Here is a 17,440-nt window from a genome sequence, read left to right as displayed (position 1 = left end):
TATGGGCCTTTTAAAATCTCATAACACTACTATCCGTGAGAATAAGATCTCTGACTTTGAAGTATCTACAGCGCAGTATGGCTCTACCGTTCCGGAAGTCCTTGGAACGACTCGTGTATCGCCGAATGTGATTTACTGGGATGATTTCACTTCACACGAGCACAAAACGTCGCAGAAGTCAGGGAAAGGCGGGCATAGCAAGACTACCCAGATTACTTATACCTATACGGTTGCTGTAATTTTGGCCCTCTGTGAAGGCCCGGTATCCGGCATCGGTAAGATCTGGAAAGATAAAAATATATACCAGTATCCGAATGAGGAATTGGGGCTCACGCTGTTCTCCGGAACTTCTGACCAGAAGCCATGGGCGTATGTATCCGGGAAACATCCGAATAAGGCTTTAGCGTACAGCGGCCTGGCGTACATGGCGGGAGTTATTGACCTGGGCGATGCCGGAAGCATGCCGCAGTACAACTTCGAAGTAAAAGGAAAACTGTTGGACACTGGAGACGGGGTAGACGTAAACCCTGCTGATTACATCCTGTACATTCTGTCGAAGATCGGACTGTCTTCGCTGCAGATTGATGGAATCGACAACTATCGAAAATACTGTAAAGAAGCTGACATGCTGATTTCCACACCGTCAGACGATACGGATGCAAAAGCAGCCAGAGATATCATTAACGATATTGCGACGATTACCAATGCATATATATTCTGGTCCAACGACAAGTTGAAGATCGTACCCAGGGCAGACAGATCTGTCGGAAGCTGGACTCCGGATAAAACGATCCGGTACAACTTGGGGCCGGATGACTTCATCCCCCAGGATGGTGGAGTATGCATCTCCTATGCCCGCAAAGAGTCTTCAGAAGTATACAACCGCATATCTGTAGAGTTTCTGAACCGGTCCAATGGCTATGAAAAGGAAATCGTAAACTATCAGGACAACGATGACATTAAAGAGCACGGCGTAAGGCAGGCGTCTACTGTCTCTGCCCACTACCTCTACACGAAGACCAGAGCGGTAAAGCTCGCCGAAGAACTGTGCCGGAAGAACAAATACGAAAGGGTTAAATATACCTTTAAATTGGATTGGGCGTTCTGCCGTTTAGAGCCTGGCGACCTTGTCATGCTCAATGACCCCGCTATGGGGATTGAAAACCAGCCCGCCATGATTGACAGCGTAACAGAGGCCACCAACGGCGTGCTGACCTTCACCGCCATCTCCCGGGCTAAAGGCGTGTACAGTGAAGCTGAGTACAACGTCCACGAAAATGAGAGGCCCCTGATTGATTTCAATCCGGACCCCGGAAGCTGCGAGCCACCCATGATTTTCCAGCCACCTGCCCTTATGACGGATGCGGACAATGAGGTGTGGTTAGGGACCTGGGGCAAGAATCCCAACTGGGGCGGGTGCTCCGTATGGGTATCCGACACTAATGAGTACTACCGCAAACTTGGAACCATTGACTACCGGGCACGCTACGGCACTCTGGCTGCGCCACTTGAGATTGAGGACACCTCACTTGAGATGGTGCTCAATCAAGGTGAATTTACTTCTGTGGATGCTACCAGTGCTAAAAACGGGGACACTGTCATGTACATCGACGGAGAGGCGCTCTCTTACCAGACGGCTGAGCTCCTGGACAACGGACACTGGAAGCTGTTCGGACTTGTCCGTGGCCAGTTTGGCAGCGACCCCGAGTACCATCCGACCGGTACGCAGATTGCAAGGTGTGATGAGGCATTCCTGCGGTCCGGACTCAAAAATGCTTACATTGGCAAGACGGTCTACTTTAAATTTACCGCCTTTAATGTGTTCGGAGGTATGGAGCAGTCGCTCGCCGATGTGCAGGCCTATCCGTTTATTCCAAAATCCGTGCAGATCCTCCCTCCGGATGTGGAGGTTCTTAATGTTGAAAAGATGTCCTCATCTATCCGCCGGTACTGGTGGAAATACACTTATCCCGACCCGAACGACATTGCCGGATTTATCCTCAAGTACACGCAGGGCAAGGAATTAAACTGGGAAACCGGCATAGCTGTCCAGGAAGGGTTGATTACAACCCAGCCTTACGAAACGCAGACCATCCGGCAGGGCACTCACGCCGTCATGATAAAGGCCGTGGACACCAATGGCAATGAGTCCAAAAACTTTGCGTATTGTCTACTCGACATGGGGGATTTGCTCCAAGAAAACGTCCTCTTTGATAAAGACTTTGGAGCGGCGGGCTTTGCCGATGTTAAAAACAACGGCACGGTCTTATCTGATGGCTACATCCACGCCGTCAACTCCACGAAAATGTGGCATGAAAAAGGCCGAAAGTTTTGGAGCACCAAAGACGCTAAGATGTGGGATAGCTCCTTTCAATCCTACATTGCCAACTGTCAATTTAAGGCCCCGGCAAGCGGCCAGTTTTGGCTCACCACGGACATTGAGGGACCGGCAGTCGTTTACTACCGGCTGGCTCTCAACTCCTCCTTCTGGCCTGCCAATAAGGCGGACGCCAGCTTTTGGACGACTCAGAAAAAGAACGCTAACGTATGGGATACTACTGCAGACCTTTGGAAACAGTGGTCTGACAAGGTAGAGGTTCGGGCCGGTGACGATATCCAGATAAAGGTTGAGGCAAAGAACAACTCTTATCAAGAGACGATTATCAAAGGCCTCCATGCCTATGTCGATGTGCCGGACCGGCAGGAACACTTTGAAGATTTGGCGGTGCCCGCCGAGGGGATGGAGCTCCCGATTACCACGCCGTTTTATGAGACTACGGCGGTCCACATCGACGCCGTGCAGGATGATGATGCTGTGACCGTTAAAGTCTTGAGCAAGACGCCCTGCGTCATTGCCTTGCTGGATAGCACAGGCAAGCAGGTAGCCGGGACAGTGGACATCACATGGCAGGGATTTGTTAATGAGTTACTGGAGGGTTAAATGACAGACGTTAAAAAACTACAGACACTGGACGGGATGCTTGACTATCCCGATCCAAACGATGCTAGCAAGGGCACAACTGAGCAGCAGTTTCAGGAATATCTTAAAAACCACTATGCGGTAATGTACTCCCTTGTGTCCATGGCTCTCTGGCAGCCCGGGGCGACGTACATTAAGGGACAGGTGGTACTGTCTCCGAACATGCCCGCCAACACTATTGCAAGAGTGACCACGGCAGGCACCAGCGGCGCCGCTGAGCCTGTCTGGGGAGCCGTAGGCTCTACTATCTCCGACGGGACTGCGGCCTACATTATGCTCCCAAGGACCATTGACTTTGCCACGCAGGCTGAGGTGACGGCAGGCACTAACAAGGATAAAATCGTAACCCCGGCCATGCTGGGCCAGACCGTACAGGTGGACCTTGCAAGCACTAAGAGGGTAAACCTCAATGAAGCTGATAAATCAGTAACACCCGGCATTACCGGCATCCTTCCCGTGGCCCACGGCGGCACAGGTTTGGACCACCTGCCATACACGCCAAACGTAAAAGGAAGCGCATGGGATGGTACGCACTTCCCGGCCATCGGCTCTGATGGTGTAGCAGAAGTAGGCAGCATCCTTGACTTTCATGAAAAGAGCGCCGACGATGCTGATTATTCCCTACGTCTGTCAAGTTCAGACGGAAAGCTCCTGGTCAACGGCACTGACATCATGAACTATATCAAATCGCAAGCTGGCGTTGTCGCAGGCAACGTCTCCAACTCAAACAGCTGGTGGGTGAAATTGGGCGGTACCATTCCGCTCATTATACAGGGTGGACATGCCAGTGTAAATAATGGGAACTATGTAGGCTTCCCCATCTCGTTCAATTCAAACTGCGCCAGTCTTGCCATGCAGAATGATGGTAATTATTGCCAATACTACCTCTATAACGTGTCGAACACTGGATTTAACTATGGCGGCAGTGCGTCTTACACACACTGGATTTCCTTCCTTGCCTTTGGCCTGTAGACAGGGTGGATATGGTAGCACAAACGTAACTTTCCCTATTGCCTTTTCAAGGGTGTTTACTCCGCTTATTACCGCCATGAACGATTTAAAAACGCAGAACAACCTGCACATTAATTCGTACTGGAACACGGGATTTAGCTGCTATAACAACAACTATGCGATTCTTTGGATAGCATTTGGAGTATAGACAGGGTGGATATATTTACTCACAAGGATGGGCCGCCTATCCGATTTCTTTCCCGTCTGCCTGCCTGTACGCTAACTCGGTCGCATACTCAGGCGACTGGGATTATCACTCTTCGATGCACGACAAAACAGGATTATACATCTATGGCGATGGTACAAACAAACTGTATATTGCAGTAGGCTATTAACCTCTTCCAAAAGCTATCCAGTACCACCAATAATCGTAAGGATTATCGTTAGCTTGGTTCCTTGCTTCGCTATAAAAGCCTGTATTTGAAACTGACGAGACAATAACGGAATATTCCCATCCATTGTTGTTTCGGGTGGCGTACACTCCAAAAACTTGAGAAAAGGCGATGGGAAATGTCTGATTGCCTCTGTTGCGATTTCCACCCTGTCTACAGGAAATGATTGACTTGCCGTCGGACATTAATAGCCAATTACTGTGAAAAAGGTATTGGCGCCATAGCTTGCTCCACCGGCACCTTTACTTGTCCATTGCATATAGGATTTTTGCAAGTTGGTGATTGTTGGGGACACTTCATGGGCTGAGTAGGCTCTTCCTAAAAGGGCCCCTATGACGGCATATGGGAAGGAAACAGGATAGGTAAAGGTAGCTGTTTGGTCTTGCCCTACGCTACCATATCCACCCTGTCTACACACCCATGGCTACATAGGACACTGGACAGCCAGTAGAGGCCCAACAACCGGCTCCTGTGTTGGAGAGCCAGGCAAGCCACGGTGGCCACTGGTCTGATGGGCCGTTTCTAGGGGAAAAGGTGCAACACAAGACGCTGGAAAAGGCCACTGGAAAAGTGACTGACTGGCCTGCGCTAGCTCCACCCTGTAGAAATGTATTCCCGGCCAAGCCCGCCACATACGATTTTATCGGATATCGGTAAAACCCTATCCGCCATTTGCCCTTACTTTTTCCAATTTTCTGAGTAGCATATCAGTATCACAACTCTCTCCGCTTTTACCGCATATCTCAGACTATGTCCTCTGCCAGTCAGTAACAGGTTAGTATCACAGGGACTCAATGGCTTTCCGGAGCTGCCGGAGCGTCTTATGGGTGTACACACTGTTGGTTACGCCCTGCCGGGCATGGCCGAGAATCATCTTCCGTGCATTTTCATTCACTTCTGCACCGTCAAGCAGGGTAGCACAGGTATGGCGAGTGTCGTGCGGCTTGTGCTTCTCACCGTGGACGAGTTTCATGACTCTCCTAAACGTCCTTGCAAAACGGCTATAGTCGTAGGGCTTGCCCTGGACGTTCACGAGATAGGGGCCTTCGCTTGCAAGGCGTTTTTCAATCAATGGCCAGATGAGGTGATGAATGGGGACAATGCGGATACCGGCGGCCGTTTTGGACTTGGTGACCCGCAGGAATTTCTGCCTGCGGTTAATGTCAGACTTGAGAAGGTTCCTAAGCTCTCCATTCCGCAAGCCGGTGTAGATGAGAATCAGCACCAAGTCAACGTCCGGTACGGTAGAAACCAGTTTCCAAAGCTGATTGATTTTCCGCTTGCTAATGGCGTGATGCGGATTCACAGGTCTGTTTCTACCGATGTGGATAAGCCCCGTAAAGTCACGGCTTGTGTATTCCATCTTCCGTGCATAAGCGAAAGTTAAAGAAAGCAGGTTCCTTACCTTCTTTTTCGACGCATAAGATAGGCCCTGCATGGAGTCAATGACTGCCTGTAAGTCTTTATACCTTATGTCCTCCACAGGTCTGTCATAGAGGCTTGAACAGTGCTTATACGCTGATTCATAGCCTTTAACTGTTGATTCTGTGACACGAAAGTATTCGACGTGCTTCGGTTTCCATCGTAGGTACAACTCACTAAATGTTATTTTAGAAAGGCGGTGCCGGTCATGCGATTTGTTCCAATCGACCTGAAACGCAAGGGCTTCCTACTTAGTCGGGAAGTAACCCTTTACCTTCTGCTTACCGTTTTCCGTCACTACGAACGCCCACGGGTTCCTCCGTGAACCGCTTAAATGCTTTATGCAACCATACCCATTTGGGTTTTTCATATAAATATCAGCTCCCTTCTATGGGGGCTATTTTAGTATAAGGAGACTAACATGGACAGTACAGATACCTCCCTGCAGTACGTCAGTGTCTACAACGCAGACACAGGGGAGCGAGAGACCTCCTATGTCTGCGGCATCCACGGGGAGACCGTAGACGAACTCAAGGCCCTTGCCGCGAAGAATTATCCCGACGGCATAGCCATTGAGCAAGATGGGGCGGCGTGGAATGAAGCCGTGCAGAATGACCTTATCTACAAGACTGGCCAGCTGGTGGAAAGACCTGCCCCGACGGAAGATGAGGTACGGGAACAGAAGCTGGCCGCTCTCGACAGTGAGTACAGTCAGAAGATTTCCAACGTGGAAACCGAGATGGCAAAAGCCAACGCCATTGGAGATACGGAGTATCTTGATGACCTAAAGGCCGAACGTGAGACTTTAGTCAGTGAGTATACGACCAAGAGGGGAGAGATTTAAATGGAAAGATGTTTCTTGTGCCACCGCAAAATGGATGAAAAGACAGGCCTCTGCACGAATCCGAAATGCGTGAGAAGTAAGCCTTTGCCCGAAAAGAAGGAAGAAAAGAAGGACGGTGAAAAAGCATGACCATTGAAAAATGTAAGGACTTTATCAAGGACGGCTACGGCACATGGGACGATACGTCCAAGCCAACTACCTTTGCCAATATGTATGACTTCATGAAAAATCAAAACAATGTAGTCATGAACCTTGCCAGTGGCATTTGGCAGCCGTCAACGTCCTACACCGTCGGCGCCATCATCCGAAGCCCGAACCTGCCTGCCGGATGCGTTGCCACCTGCACCACTGCAGGTACAAGCGGAACCACGGAGCCAAAATGGACTGCCTACGGTACGACGGTGGCCGATGGTTCCTGCAAATGGAAGGTAAATACCGACTCACAGGATACAATGGTCAGCGAGATGAACAAGGCTATCACAAGCGCCATTAATTCTCTGCATAATACGATAAAGTCGGAAATTACAAAAACGCTTTCGGACACCATGCATGCCCAGTACCCGGTGGGGAGTTACATCTACTCAGATAAATCGGCCAATCCATCCACTTATCTTCCTTACATGAGTGACACCACATGGGTACAGACGGCGGCAGGACGTGTGCTCATTGGCGCTGGCAAGGCGGATAGTGGGACAGTCTATAATGCAGGAGCTACCGGCGGTGAAGAAAAACACAAATTATCCATTGAGGAATTGCCTGTTGTAAAAGGCGACTTACAGTTTAGGTTACTCAATGGTGATAGTAATATTGTAGCCGGTGGGTTTAATAAGAGTCCGAACGGTGTTTTCACGTATAAGCAGCACGGAGGGGGCGAATGGGGCGGCTCTATTCAATCCGGTCCTTCCGCAGCACAAAATACTGATATCATATCAATGAATTTCGGCAATGATGTGCCCCATAATAACATGCCGCCATATGTGACTGTGTACATATTCCATAGGCTGAAATAGTATCCATTGAGGAATTAGCAAATCATGTGCACTCCTTTTATGTAGGTGGATATGTTGGCTGGGCTGTAGACACTGCCAATTCCCAGAAATACGTTTTTAACTATGATCATGCGTTGAACACTAGTGGAACAACATACACTGGACATATTACTCAAGATACAGTCTACCCACAAGGCGGCAATGTGCCGCACAACAACATGGAGCCTTACAAAGTCGTTTATATTTTTAGGAGGACCGTTTAAAGATGTAAACAGTTTGATAAGGTTGCATGTTGTTATGTGGTTTGTCGCCGCCAACACTAACTGTATTTACCGTATCAGTAGCCTTGTTTGTATATCCAAAACGCTGAGGAACAGTTGCTCCACTTAAATTCCCACTGGTTTCTAAGTTAACAATCGGATTAGGATTCCCATCAGATGTTGTCATTCTCTCTTGATGCATGTGAGGAGCCAATTCCTCAATGGAGGTTATGCGGTCCTATGAAAGATATAAACAACCTTATATGGTTGCATGTTCATATGCGCCGCATCTCCGCCCGTTGGATACAAATGATTTTCATTGCTTAATCCTGGACCGCACAAGAATGCAGTATGCGCATTTGCACCAGCCCTGCCCGCCATAAACTTGCCCCCTTTGGAGTCTTCTAGCGTAGTGCCTAGATTGTCACTGAAAAGCTTGTATTTGTGCGTGTGGGAAGGCATTTCCTCAATGGGTAAATACCATTCATTGATGTTTTTCCATTGGTTCTCATAGAAAGAAGGTGTTTCCTTTGATTTATCTAAAATATGTAATCCTTGCTTTTTGCCAGCTTATCTGTATGGCACTCTGTTATCTCACTAATCCATTCATTGTGTTATTTTCCGACGATGAAGGGGAGCTACCAGCCTTCCTAAAGCTCTGGCAGACGTGGGATAGCGCATTAGACAACCGCCAGTACGTTCTTTATGACTGCCAAAAGTGGCTGTCTTATGACTTTGATGATTATTATGACACTGCCGTTATGACCATAGGACACGGGCGGTCAAAGAAGATTGTCTTAGCGAAAAAGCCGTTTCCAAAACGTCTTTGGCTAAAGCACTACCTTAACCGTGTCTTCTGGCTTTACCGCAACTGCGGATACGGGTTTGCTTTCTATCTTTTCGGAGTGGATACAGACCCGAAAACTATCCGCCGGAAAAGCGAACACTATTCTACCTGTTCCAATGCCTTCCGTTACAAGAACGATGACCCTATCAACAAGTATTTGAAATGGTGTATTTATCTAGGCTGGAAGTATGATTTCTCCAGCCCTTGCCGGGCCATGATTGCTACAAGATTCACCATCCATAGGAGATGAAAAATGGACTATTACTCTATTGCGGTGTCACTATTTTCCCAAGGCTCTTATGCCGTGCTTTCCTTCTTTATCGGCTACCTTTTAAACAAAGAACGTGGCAGCAAGAAAAAGCGGGAAAGCACGGAGTGCGGGATACGGGCCCTTCTCAAGATTGAACTTCGCCGGATTCATGAGAAGGGGCAGTCTGAGCACAAGATTTCCTACGCCGACGAAGCCAGCGCCGAGGAAATCTACAGTACCTATCACGCACTGGGTGGAAACGGCCAAGGGACCTCAATGATTCAAGACCTTCGAAAGCTCCCGAAAGCGTAGGTGATCATAAATGAAATACATTAAAATGCTGATGTATGAAAACAACGAATTATCCCTTACAAGGGCGCTTGCCATTGTGGGGTGGATTGCCTTCCTGGCGGTGTCAGTCTACCTTGTCATGGAGCACCAATACTGGCAGAACTATGACACGTTTGCAAGTATTACGGGCGGCGGTGGTGGTGCCATACAGGTGGCGAACAAATTGATTAACAGTAAATATAATAGCCGTCCGGGCGGTTATGGAGAGGAGCATAAAGATAATGGATAGAGAAATTTCTTTGGATGAGCTTAGTGAAATGCTTAAAGGCGGGGATTATTCCAATGTCTACATGCATGTGACGGCAGGGCATTACGGCCAGCATTTTAGTGACTACCACTTGAACATTGACAGTGATGGATCCTTGCACCTTACAAAGCCGTTGGACGAAACGCCTTCCGCTACGTGGCACAGGAATACAGGTTCCATCGCCGTTACATTATGCTGCGAGCCGGATGCACAGTTATTCGCTGATGGAACAGTGGACTTTGGGAGTGAGCCGCCTACAAGCGAGCAGGTTGAATGTCTTGCACAGGTGCTGGCTACGATTTCTAACGCCACCGGCCTTCCCATCGACAGTGACCATATGATGACCCATGCCGAAGCGGCTGAACTTGACGGCTACGGCCCTAATACCACCTGTGAGAGATGGGACTTGTGGGAACTTCCCGACAGCCGTGAATGGGGTTCTGGCGGTGATTATATTAGGGGGAAGGCCCTCTATTATCAAAATCAATGGGCGAATGAAGATGAATGAGAGTTGGAAGGCGGACACTGTGAAGGCCGTGGCCTTTGCAGTCCTTGCAGTGGCTATTATTGCGTCCATTACTATTGCTATCCATTGGGACAGAGAGGAACGCAGGGAAAGGCCTGTAACGATAACACAAGAGGATGCAAAGGACCCTAAAAAGATAGAAGAACAGTTAAAAGTTACTCCCATTGAAAGCCGGGTCATAACCCGTGAAATTCAGCGTTCTTCTGATATGCCGCCGGCGGTTACCTATTATGTGCAGGCCCCGACAGTGAAGGAGGCCGCAGAGCGGGCGGCCACCGCCATAAAGGCTAATGATAAGTCCCTTCCATCGGCGGCGATTGCAAAGGCGGACCGAACGGCGATAGTCCCGAATGAAGATAAGCAGAAGGTGGATATCTATAAAATCAGCCTTCGGAAAGCCCATAAAATAAAGACAGGTGTTACTTACATTGGCGATAGACCTTACATATCCGCCGGGTATCAGGCAGGCCGATGGGAGGGCACTTTGCATTTCGACGGAAGCCACGTCAAAGGGGGTTCCGTCATGTATACACTCTGTGAATGGTAATTTAAAGACGGCTACCGTGCTTTCCGGCGGCCGTCTTTTTTTGATTTATAGTGGATAGCAAATCAAATAATAAATGGCAGTGGCGAAGAAATGCGGATCCCCACGATTACCGAAGTCAAAAATTGACTTTGGTAGGCAATTATGTAGGCATTGTAGGCAAGATTTGCGATTCCTTGATAATCTTTCTCGTTCTCCAAAATTACTAGAGTTCCTAATAATATTAGATATTATCGTGATTTTCAATACACGATATTCCGTTCTGTTCCACGAAAATAAATAGGTTCCGATAACATTAAATTATCGGAACCTATTTATCCATCAATCTTTCTTATTATTCCTATTTTTCCCTTTACTCAATATTATTACATCTTACCTGTTTTTATCAAGACTTTATTCTTACCTTCTCCCTGTTTCGCTATTGAGTCCAAAGATAAGCGTATAAAGAGAAATGGCTGGTATCTTTTCATATTTCCTGATGAACAGCCCAATTAAAAACACCACAAGGAAATCCGGTGTCTTTGTTTGCCCAATGAGTTCGGTGTCTGCATGGTCTACGGCCGCTGCTGTACATGGTATGACGGCGCGCGCCATACATGAGTCTCCCGTCATTTCTGCAAAAGGTGAGATTTTCGGATTTTCCTGTGATGTTTTTTTACCTGATCAGGGAGGGATGAAAAGAGGTTAACCCATGGACGTCTGCTTTCCATACTTACATCTCCTATGGCCATCTCGGGGATTTATGGATAACTTTTTTCCATGCTGCAGGTCTTTTACATCCTTCTACTATATAAATAGGAGAAATGTCCTTTATGTGAACATGATGGACAAAATTCTAATGATAATTTCATAATTATGTTTATTACTTACCACCTATTGGTGAGCACGGGGCTTTCTCATCAATGATTGATATGTTTTTAAAAGGGAGGTTGTTAAAAGAGGGTGCTTATGCAATATAAATGTATGGAGAGGGAAATCAGGAAGCTCTCCATGGAAGGATTCTATTTCCTTATCTGCCTTGTATATCGCGAATATTCCGGCCGGAATGCAGCTTTGGCAGAGAGGAATCAATGAATCTCTGTATACAGATTTCCCGCTTTCCCCTCTCCTGCTCCCAGGGCGCCTTGAGGGCAGAACGGATTCTGCAGAATACGTTAAAACCATGACAATCAAGCAAAAGCACGGATATCATCTCATCCAGCATGAGCCCGCATTCCCGGACGACAAGTTCAGGGCTGCTGCAGGAAATCTCCTTCCTGCAGTCCAGCGTTGACGCCTGATTCTGAGAGGCCCGCAATACTGACCGGCACGGATGTCCATCCGTGTTTTTGTGCTGCTTTGCCTGCTGTTTTCATGCAAAAAAGCTGCGAATATCGATTTCTAGTACATCGACATTCGCAGCTTTTTATTCATACCGGATATTTTTATTTCTTTGTGAAGGCATAGAGTTTTTCGGTAACTCTTTTGACTTCTGCATCCATTTTTTCCGTATCTATGGTGAGGAGTTCTTTATGTTCCATCACCGGCCTGCCGTTGATGATGACGGTATCCACATCCATGGAGTTACCGGCGTAAACGGCCAGGGAGACGCTGTCAAATCTTGGTTTCCAGTGGAATCCGGTTCTGTCTACCAGGATGATATCAGCCAGGAAGCCTTCCTTTAATTCACCAAGATTGTCATAACCAAGGCATTTGGCGCCATCCTTGGTGGCCATGTCTACTGCTTCTTTGGCGGTAATGGCGAAGGGATCATAGTTGGCCGCCTTGTGGATAAGGGCGGTGAGACGCATTTCTGCAAACATATCAAGCTTGTTGTTGGAGGAGGCGCCGTCGGTGCCGATACCTACAGTAATACCTGCTTTTCTCATTTTGGGAACAGGAGCAATGCCGCTGGCCAGTTTCAGATTGGACGCGGGATTATGGGCTGCACATACATGCTTTTCTTTCATGATGCGAATGTCGTCATCCGTTACATGGACACAGTGAGCAGCCAGTGTAGGCCTTTCAAAGAGGCCCAGGGAGTCCATGAGGGCAATGGGGGTCATGTGGTATTCCTTTTCGCAGTTTTCCACTTCCCCCTTTGTCTCAGAAAGGTGGATGTGAATGGGCATATCGTATTTTTCTGCCACGTCCCGTACTTTTCTGATATAGTCAGGCGGACAGGTGTAGGGAGCATGAGGTCCCATCATGACTTTGAAGCGGCCGTCCCCTGCCCCGTTCCAGTTCTTGTAGAGTTCTACGTTTTCATCGATACCTTTCTGTCCATTGGGACCGATACCGGCAAGGCCTCTGGCCAGATTGCCACGGATGCCCGCTTTATCAGCAGCCCTGGCACAGGCGTCCATGAACATGTACATATCGCAGAAGGATGTGGTACCGCCGCGGATCATTTCAGCAAAGGCCAGTGTACTGCCCCAGTAGACGATGTCGTCATCCAGGTGGTCTTCTGCCGGCCAGATTTTATTCTGCAGCCAGTCCATGAGGGCCATATCATCAGCATAGCTTCTGAAAAGGGTCATGGCCACATGGGTATGGGTATTCACAAGTCCCGGCATGGCCAGCATGTCATGGCCTTCGATGATTTCATCGTACTCTTCTTCTTTTGGGTTCTCCGGGAATTCTTTGATATATTTGTCTTCTACAGCTATATTCTTGTGTTCGGTGACTTTTCCGTCCTGCATAAGGCCGATATTTTTAATGAGAATTTTCATGACAGCCTCCTTCAGTCAAGTCCCAGGTATTTTCTCTGGGCTTCAGTGAGGGTATCGATCTTGTAGCCCATGGAAGCCAGTTTGATGGAAGCTACTTTGGTATCCAGTTCATGGGGCAGTGTGTATACCTTCGCTTCCATTTCGCTGCCGTGCTGAAGGAGATACCGGGCAGCCAGGGTCTGCATAGCGAAGGAGAGGTCCATGATTTCTGCCGGATGTCCGTCACCGGCAGCCAGGTTAACCAGACGGCCTTCGGCCATGAGGAACACGGTCTTGCCGTTTGGCAGGACGTAGCCTTCAATATTTTTGCGGGCTTCAAATTTCCTTGTGCAGATTCTTTCCAGATCTTTTCTGCTGACTTCGCAGTCAAAGTGGCCGGCATTGGCACAGATGGCGCCGTCTTTCATTTCCATGAAATGGCGTTCTGTGATGATGTCGATATCACCGGTGACGGTGAGGAAGTAGTCCCCCAGTTTGGCTGCTTCGTCCATAGGCATCACTTCAAAGCCGTCCATAACGGCTTCAATGGCTTTGATGGGATCCACTTCGGTAACGATCACATGGGCACCCAGGCCTTTGGCGCGCATGGAAACACCCTTGCCGCACCAGCCGTAGCCTGCAATGACTACGGTTTTACCGGTGACGGTAAGATTTGTGCTGCGGATAATGCCGTCCCATGCAGACTGGCCAGTACCGTAGCGGTTATCAAAGAGGTATTTGCAATAGGAATCATTAACTGCAATCATTGGGAATTTCAGTTCATGATTCTTTTCCAGAATCTTCAAGCGGTATACACCGGTGGTTGTTTCTTCGGAGCCGCCGATCAGGTTCTTCCTGGCATCTGCTCTGGTGGTATGGAGAAGGTGTACCAGGTCTCCGCCGTCATCAATAATGATATCAGGCATATGGTCCAGGGCTTTGTTCAGGAACATGGTATATTCATCATCGGTGCAGCCATGCCATGCATACACAGTAATTCCGTTTTTCACCAGAGCTGCTGCAATGGGATCCTGGGTGGACAGCGGATTGCTTCCTGTACAGATGACATTGGCACCGGCAGCATTCAGCGTAAGGGCCAGGTAAGCTGTTTTTGCTTCCAGATGGATGGACATGACGATGGTTTTGCCTTTAAAGGTCTGATCTTTGATAAATTCTTCCCGAAGTGCATTCAGGGCAGGCATGAATTTGGCTACCCAGCGGATACGCTGTTCCCCATTGTCAGACAGTGAAATATCACGAATCATAGAATCACTCATAATTGTAAACTCCTTTCATAGTTCTTTATGGTTACATCATAGGGTGGAGTCAGGACTCCTTTTTCTGTGATGATGCCGGTAATCAATGTATGAGGCGCCACATCAAAGGCAGGATTAAAGACAGGCATATCTTTCGGTGCCGTATATATGCCCCTTATCTGCCGCACTTCTTCCGGATTTCTCTCTTCTATGGAGATTTCGTCTCCGCTGGAAATAGAGAAATCAAAGGTGGAGAAAGGAGCGGTAATATAAAAAGGAATATGATGGTAAGCGCAGAGTACGGAAAGGCCGTAGGTACCTACTTTATTCGCTGCGTCGCCATTGGCTGCAATGCGGTCGGCGCCTACGATGACCGCATCAATTTTCTTTTCCTTCATGACCCATCCGGCCATGCTGTCAGTAATCAGAGTGGCAGGAATTCCATTTTCCATAAGTTCCGTACCGGTCAACCGGGCTCCCTGGAGAAGGGGCCTTGTTTCATCGGCATACACTCTTTCAATCTGCCCTCTTTCATACAGGCGGTAAATAACACCAAAGGCAGTACCTATGCCGGCGGTGGCCAGGGCACCTGTATTGCAGTGGGTCAGGATGCGGAGATTTTTCCTCCCTTTAAAGAGGTCTGCCCCATGGTCTGCCATGGCGCTGCAGAGGGCCTTGTCTTCTCTTTCAATGGCCTCTGCCCTTTCTATAAGCCCTGCCAGGGCTTCCTCTTCCGGAAGAGTATCAAAGGTATGAACCATTTCCCTGACAGCCCAGGACAGGTTCACTGCCGTAGGACGAGCAGCAGCAAGCTCCCTGGCCGCCCTGTGGAATGCATCCTTTAAAGAAGGGCCGGAAAGCCCTTCTTTTTTGATTTCCTTAAAGGCCAGTACCATGCCGTAGGCCGCCGCCACCCCGATGGCCGGAGCACCGCGGACAGACAGGCGGGAAATGGCCTCTCCCACTTCCCTGCTTTCTCTGCAGTGGATATAGGAAATATTTCCTGGCAGTTTTGTCTGATCAAGCAGTACCAGTTCTCCCTTTTCCCATTTCAGGGACCAAAGTGCTTCACTCATAAAAGATGGAATCCTCCAAAATCTTTTGCTGCATGGTGACAGCTGCATTCCGTATCAGGGTCATAGGTTCTGGAAAGGATGGTAATGATTTTCTTGAAGCTTTCCAGGTTATGGTTCATGCAGTCCACCACTTCCCTGTGGGAAAGGGGGGTATCAGAAATACCGGCGGCAAAATTTGTTACCATGGAAATGGTAGAATAGCAGATTTCCGCCTCTCTGGCCAGGACACATTCCGGCAGATTTGTCATGCCCACCACATCAGCTCCCCATTGACGGTAAGCCTTGATTTCAGCCGGTGTTTCAAAACGGGGGCCTTCGGTGCAGATATAGGTTCCATGGGGATGAAGAGTAATATGCTCTTCTTCTGCCGCCCTGATGATGGCCTGGCGAAGAGTTTCGCAGTAAGGATGGGTCATATCCAGATGGGCCACGCCATAATGCTCTCCGTCATAGAAAGTCCCTTCCCTGGATTTTGTCATGTCGATGAACTGATCGACTAAAACCAGTTCCCCTGCCTTATAGTCGGGATTCAGAGAACCCACGGCGGTGGTGGAAACTACGGCCTTTACATCCAGCATTTTCAGGGCGTAAATATTGGCTCTGTAATTGATTTTATGAGGCGGAATCGTGTGATGCACGCCATGACGGGCCAGGAAGATGATTTCCTTATCTCCGAATCTGCCGGATTCATAGCTTGCCTTTCCATAGGGTGTATCGATGATTTCTGAATGAAGATCGGTCAGGATGCCGGGATCATATACGCCGGTACCGCCAATAAAAGCCAGTTTGCTCATTGTACATTTCCTCCCTTTTCATTAAACCATTTCACAAGAGTTTCTCTGGAAATTTCATATTTTTTTCCACAATAGTGGCATTCGATTTCTATATGGTCATCGTCCAGAAGGCCCTGCTGTTCAACCAGGGGCAGGCCCTGCAGAGAATGCTTGATCCGATCCTCTCCGCAGGTGCAGCGGAAGGAAACAGGAGCGCTTCCCAGAAGGACATAATTTTCTTTATGGAGAAGGGTGGATAGAGACGCTTCTTTTCCACTCTCATCAAAAAGATCCCACTTTCGGTCTTTCGCAAAGAGCTCTCCAAAAAGTTTTTTATCTCCTTCCGGCATGAGCTGGGCGATAAAGCCGGCCATGCGGATGATCTTCCCCTCTTTGTCTGTCAGGGCTTCGATTTCTACGTGAGACAGGGTCTGGTCAGAAGAATTGATATAGTCAGATACACAGGAAGCCGTATCTCCGTCAGAGAGGTTCACTGCCGATACATAGGGCATTTTCAAAAGGGAATAACGGGTAACGAAGAGTTTTCCCCTGCGGCTCACCCATTTCGCTTCCTCAGCGGAGGTGTAGGGAATGGTGCCGTCATCGGGATTTTCGATAAATCCCCGCACATACCTTCCTTCGTAGGCATCGGCATGGATAGTCCCTAAAGGCGAATTAGTCACCCATTTCAGGGAGACTCCTTCATGATTTTTAAAATCCATGGCCAGGATGGCGGCTGCATTTAAGACCTTTCCCAAAATGACCGCAGAAAGAGAAGGAAGATGATGAATTTCCTGGGCCCTGCGGGCTGCATCCGTAACATCGGCTACAGTGATACGAATGCCGTCGGTGCTCAAGTAATGGTCAATCCGATTCATTTCACTCATAGGTATGACTCCTGTTAAAATATAAATAATTACTCTATTATTGTAACACTAAAAAGAGGCCAGTGCTTGACAATCTTTAAAGGATGGCGGATTTT

The 17,440-nt window shown here is 48.4% G+C and carries 20 protein-coding genes; 11 read left to right on the top strand and 9 right to left on the bottom strand.

Features of this window, described 5'->3' with window-relative positions; translation table 11 throughout:
- Position 1 precedes the first annotated feature (1 nt).
- On the top strand, positions 2 to 2,941 hold the full coding sequence (locus HMPREF9453_RS11020) for a phage tail protein (RefSeq protein ID WP_008859056.1): 2,940 nt from the start codon (positions 2 to 4) through the stop codon (positions 2,939 to 2,941).
- Positions 2,942 to 3,952, top strand: a complete 1,011-nt coding sequence (locus HMPREF9453_RS02815; RefSeq protein ID WP_008859055.1) for a hypothetical protein — start codon at positions 2,942 to 2,944, stop codon at positions 3,950 to 3,952.
- Positions 3,953 to 4,322: 370 nt separating this feature from the next.
- On the opposite strand, the gene HMPREF9453_RS12445 is transcribed toward HMPREF9453_RS02815, so the two are convergent.
- From HMPREF9453_RS12445 to HMPREF9453_RS12245, 3 genes are all read right to left on the bottom strand, one after another.
- Entirely contained in the window at positions 4,323 to 4,568 is a 246-nt protein-coding gene (locus HMPREF9453_RS12445; RefSeq protein ID WP_455737529.1) for a gp53-like domain-containing protein, read from the bottom strand.
- The gene (locus tag HMPREF9453_RS12440) at positions 4,568 to 4,801 is read right to left on the bottom strand and encodes a gp53-like domain-containing protein (protein ID WP_455737528.1); all 234 of its coding nucleotides are present in this window, start codon (positions 4,799 to 4,801) and stop codon (positions 4,568 to 4,570) included. Before HMPREF9453_RS12440 ends, HMPREF9453_RS12445 begins: the two co-directional genes overlap by 1 nt.
- 363 nt (positions 4,802 to 5,164) lie before the next feature.
- Positions 5,165 to 5,746: a tyrosine-type recombinase/integrase gene (locus HMPREF9453_RS12245; RefSeq protein WP_232217308.1), complete on the bottom strand. Its 582-nt coding sequence runs from the start codon at positions 5,744 to 5,746 to the stop codon at positions 5,165 to 5,167.
- 480 nt (positions 5,747 to 6,226) lie between these two features.
- Between HMPREF9453_RS12245 and HMPREF9453_RS02805 the strand changes: the two genes are divergently transcribed.
- On the top strand, positions 6,227 to 6,649 hold the full coding sequence (locus tag HMPREF9453_RS02805; protein WP_008859053.1) for a hypothetical protein: 423 nt from the start codon (positions 6,227 to 6,229) through the stop codon (positions 6,647 to 6,649).
- 125 nt (positions 6,650 to 6,774) lie between these two features.
- Positions 6,775 to 7,659: a phage baseplate protein gene (locus HMPREF9453_RS02800; protein WP_008859051.1), complete on the top strand. Its 885-nt coding sequence runs from the start codon at positions 6,775 to 6,777 to the stop codon at positions 7,657 to 7,659.
- A 225-nt stretch (positions 7,660 to 7,884) separates the two neighbouring features.
- Here the strand turns inward: HMPREF9453_RS02800 and HMPREF9453_RS11875 are convergent, their stop codons facing one another.
- Entirely contained in the window at positions 7,885 to 8,085 is a 201-nt protein-coding gene (locus HMPREF9453_RS11875; RefSeq protein ID WP_148363682.1) for a hypothetical protein, read from the bottom strand.
- A gap of 343 nt (positions 8,086 to 8,428) precedes the next feature.
- Between HMPREF9453_RS11875 and HMPREF9453_RS02795 the strand changes: the two genes are divergently transcribed.
- The 7 genes from HMPREF9453_RS02795 (at position 8,429) to HMPREF9453_RS12355 (ending at position 11,737) form a co-directional block, all read left to right on the top strand.
- Positions 8,429 to 8,995 carry a DUF7338 family protein gene (locus tag HMPREF9453_RS02795; RefSeq protein ID WP_008859050.1) on the top strand — a complete coding sequence of 189 codons (567 nt, stop codon included), beginning with the start codon at positions 8,429 to 8,431 and terminating at the stop codon, positions 8,993 to 8,995.
- A 3-nt stretch (positions 8,996 to 8,998) separates the two neighbouring features.
- A complete protein-coding gene (locus HMPREF9453_RS02790; protein WP_008859049.1) occupies positions 8,999 to 9,307 on the top strand; it encodes a hypothetical protein in 309 nt (102 codons plus the stop codon).
- 10 nt (positions 9,308 to 9,317) lie between these two features.
- A complete protein-coding gene (locus HMPREF9453_RS02785; RefSeq protein WP_008859048.1) occupies positions 9,318 to 9,575 on the top strand; it encodes a hypothetical protein in 258 nt (85 codons plus the stop codon).
- Positions 9,568 to 10,101 carry a peptidoglycan recognition protein family protein gene (locus HMPREF9453_RS02780; protein WP_008859047.1) on the top strand — a complete coding sequence of 178 codons (534 nt, stop codon included), beginning with the start codon at positions 9,568 to 9,570 and terminating at the stop codon, positions 10,099 to 10,101. Before HMPREF9453_RS02785 ends, HMPREF9453_RS02780 begins: the two co-directional genes overlap by 8 nt.
- Positions 10,094 to 10,666 carry a hypothetical protein gene (locus tag HMPREF9453_RS02775; RefSeq protein WP_148363681.1) on the top strand — a complete coding sequence of 191 codons (573 nt, stop codon included), beginning with the start codon at positions 10,094 to 10,096 and terminating at the stop codon, positions 10,664 to 10,666. Before HMPREF9453_RS02780 ends, HMPREF9453_RS02775 begins: the two co-directional genes overlap by 8 nt.
- A 475-nt stretch (positions 10,667 to 11,141) precedes the next feature.
- On the top strand, positions 11,142 to 11,351 hold the full coding sequence (locus tag HMPREF9453_RS12060) for a hypothetical protein (protein ID WP_187368035.1): 210 nt from the start codon (positions 11,142 to 11,144) through the stop codon (positions 11,349 to 11,351).
- Positions 11,352 to 11,611: 260 nt separating this feature from the next.
- Positions 11,612 to 11,737: a hypothetical protein gene (locus HMPREF9453_RS12355; protein WP_262359546.1), complete on the top strand. Its 126-nt coding sequence runs from the start codon at positions 11,612 to 11,614 to the stop codon at positions 11,735 to 11,737.
- Positions 11,738 to 12,087: 350 nt separating this feature from the next.
- Here the strand turns inward: HMPREF9453_RS12355 and HMPREF9453_RS02760 are convergent, their stop codons facing one another.
- From HMPREF9453_RS02760 to HMPREF9453_RS02740, 5 genes are read right to left on the bottom strand one after another with little or no spacing between them, the layout of a single operon-like run.
- Entirely contained in the window at positions 12,088 to 13,374 is a 1,287-nt protein-coding gene (locus HMPREF9453_RS02760; protein ID WP_008859043.1) for an amidohydrolase, read from the bottom strand.
- 11 nt (positions 13,375 to 13,385) lie between these two features.
- Entirely contained in the window at positions 13,386 to 14,630 is a 1,245-nt protein-coding gene (locus HMPREF9453_RS02755; RefSeq protein ID WP_008859042.1) for an adenosylhomocysteinase, read from the bottom strand.
- Positions 14,627 to 15,685 (bottom strand): S-methyl-5-thioribose-1-phosphate isomerase, encoded by a 1,059-nt coding sequence (gene mtnA / locus HMPREF9453_RS02750; protein ID WP_008859041.1) that lies wholly within the window; start codon positions 15,683 to 15,685, stop codon positions 14,627 to 14,629. Before mtnA ends, HMPREF9453_RS02755 begins: the two co-directional genes overlap by 4 nt.
- On the bottom strand, positions 15,682 to 16,479 hold the full coding sequence (gene mtnP, locus HMPREF9453_RS02745; RefSeq protein WP_008859040.1) for an S-methyl-5'-thioadenosine phosphorylase: 798 nt from the start codon (positions 16,477 to 16,479) through the stop codon (positions 15,682 to 15,684). Before mtnP ends, mtnA begins: the two co-directional genes overlap by 4 nt.
- Complete coding sequence (locus HMPREF9453_RS02740) at positions 16,476 to 17,345, bottom strand: Hsp33 family molecular chaperone HslO (RefSeq protein WP_008859039.1); 870 nt, start codon at positions 17,343 to 17,345, stop codon at positions 16,476 to 16,478. Before HMPREF9453_RS02740 ends, mtnP begins: the two co-directional genes overlap by 4 nt.
- Positions 17,346 to 17,440 lie beyond the last annotated feature (95 nt).

The sequence above is a fragment of the Dialister succinatiphilus YIT 11850 genome, from assembly GCF_000242435.1.
Lineage (GTDB): Bacteria > Bacillota > Negativicutes > Veillonellales > Dialisteraceae > Dialister > Dialister succinatiphilus.
This window is presented reverse-complemented; position numbering and strand designations above follow the sequence as displayed.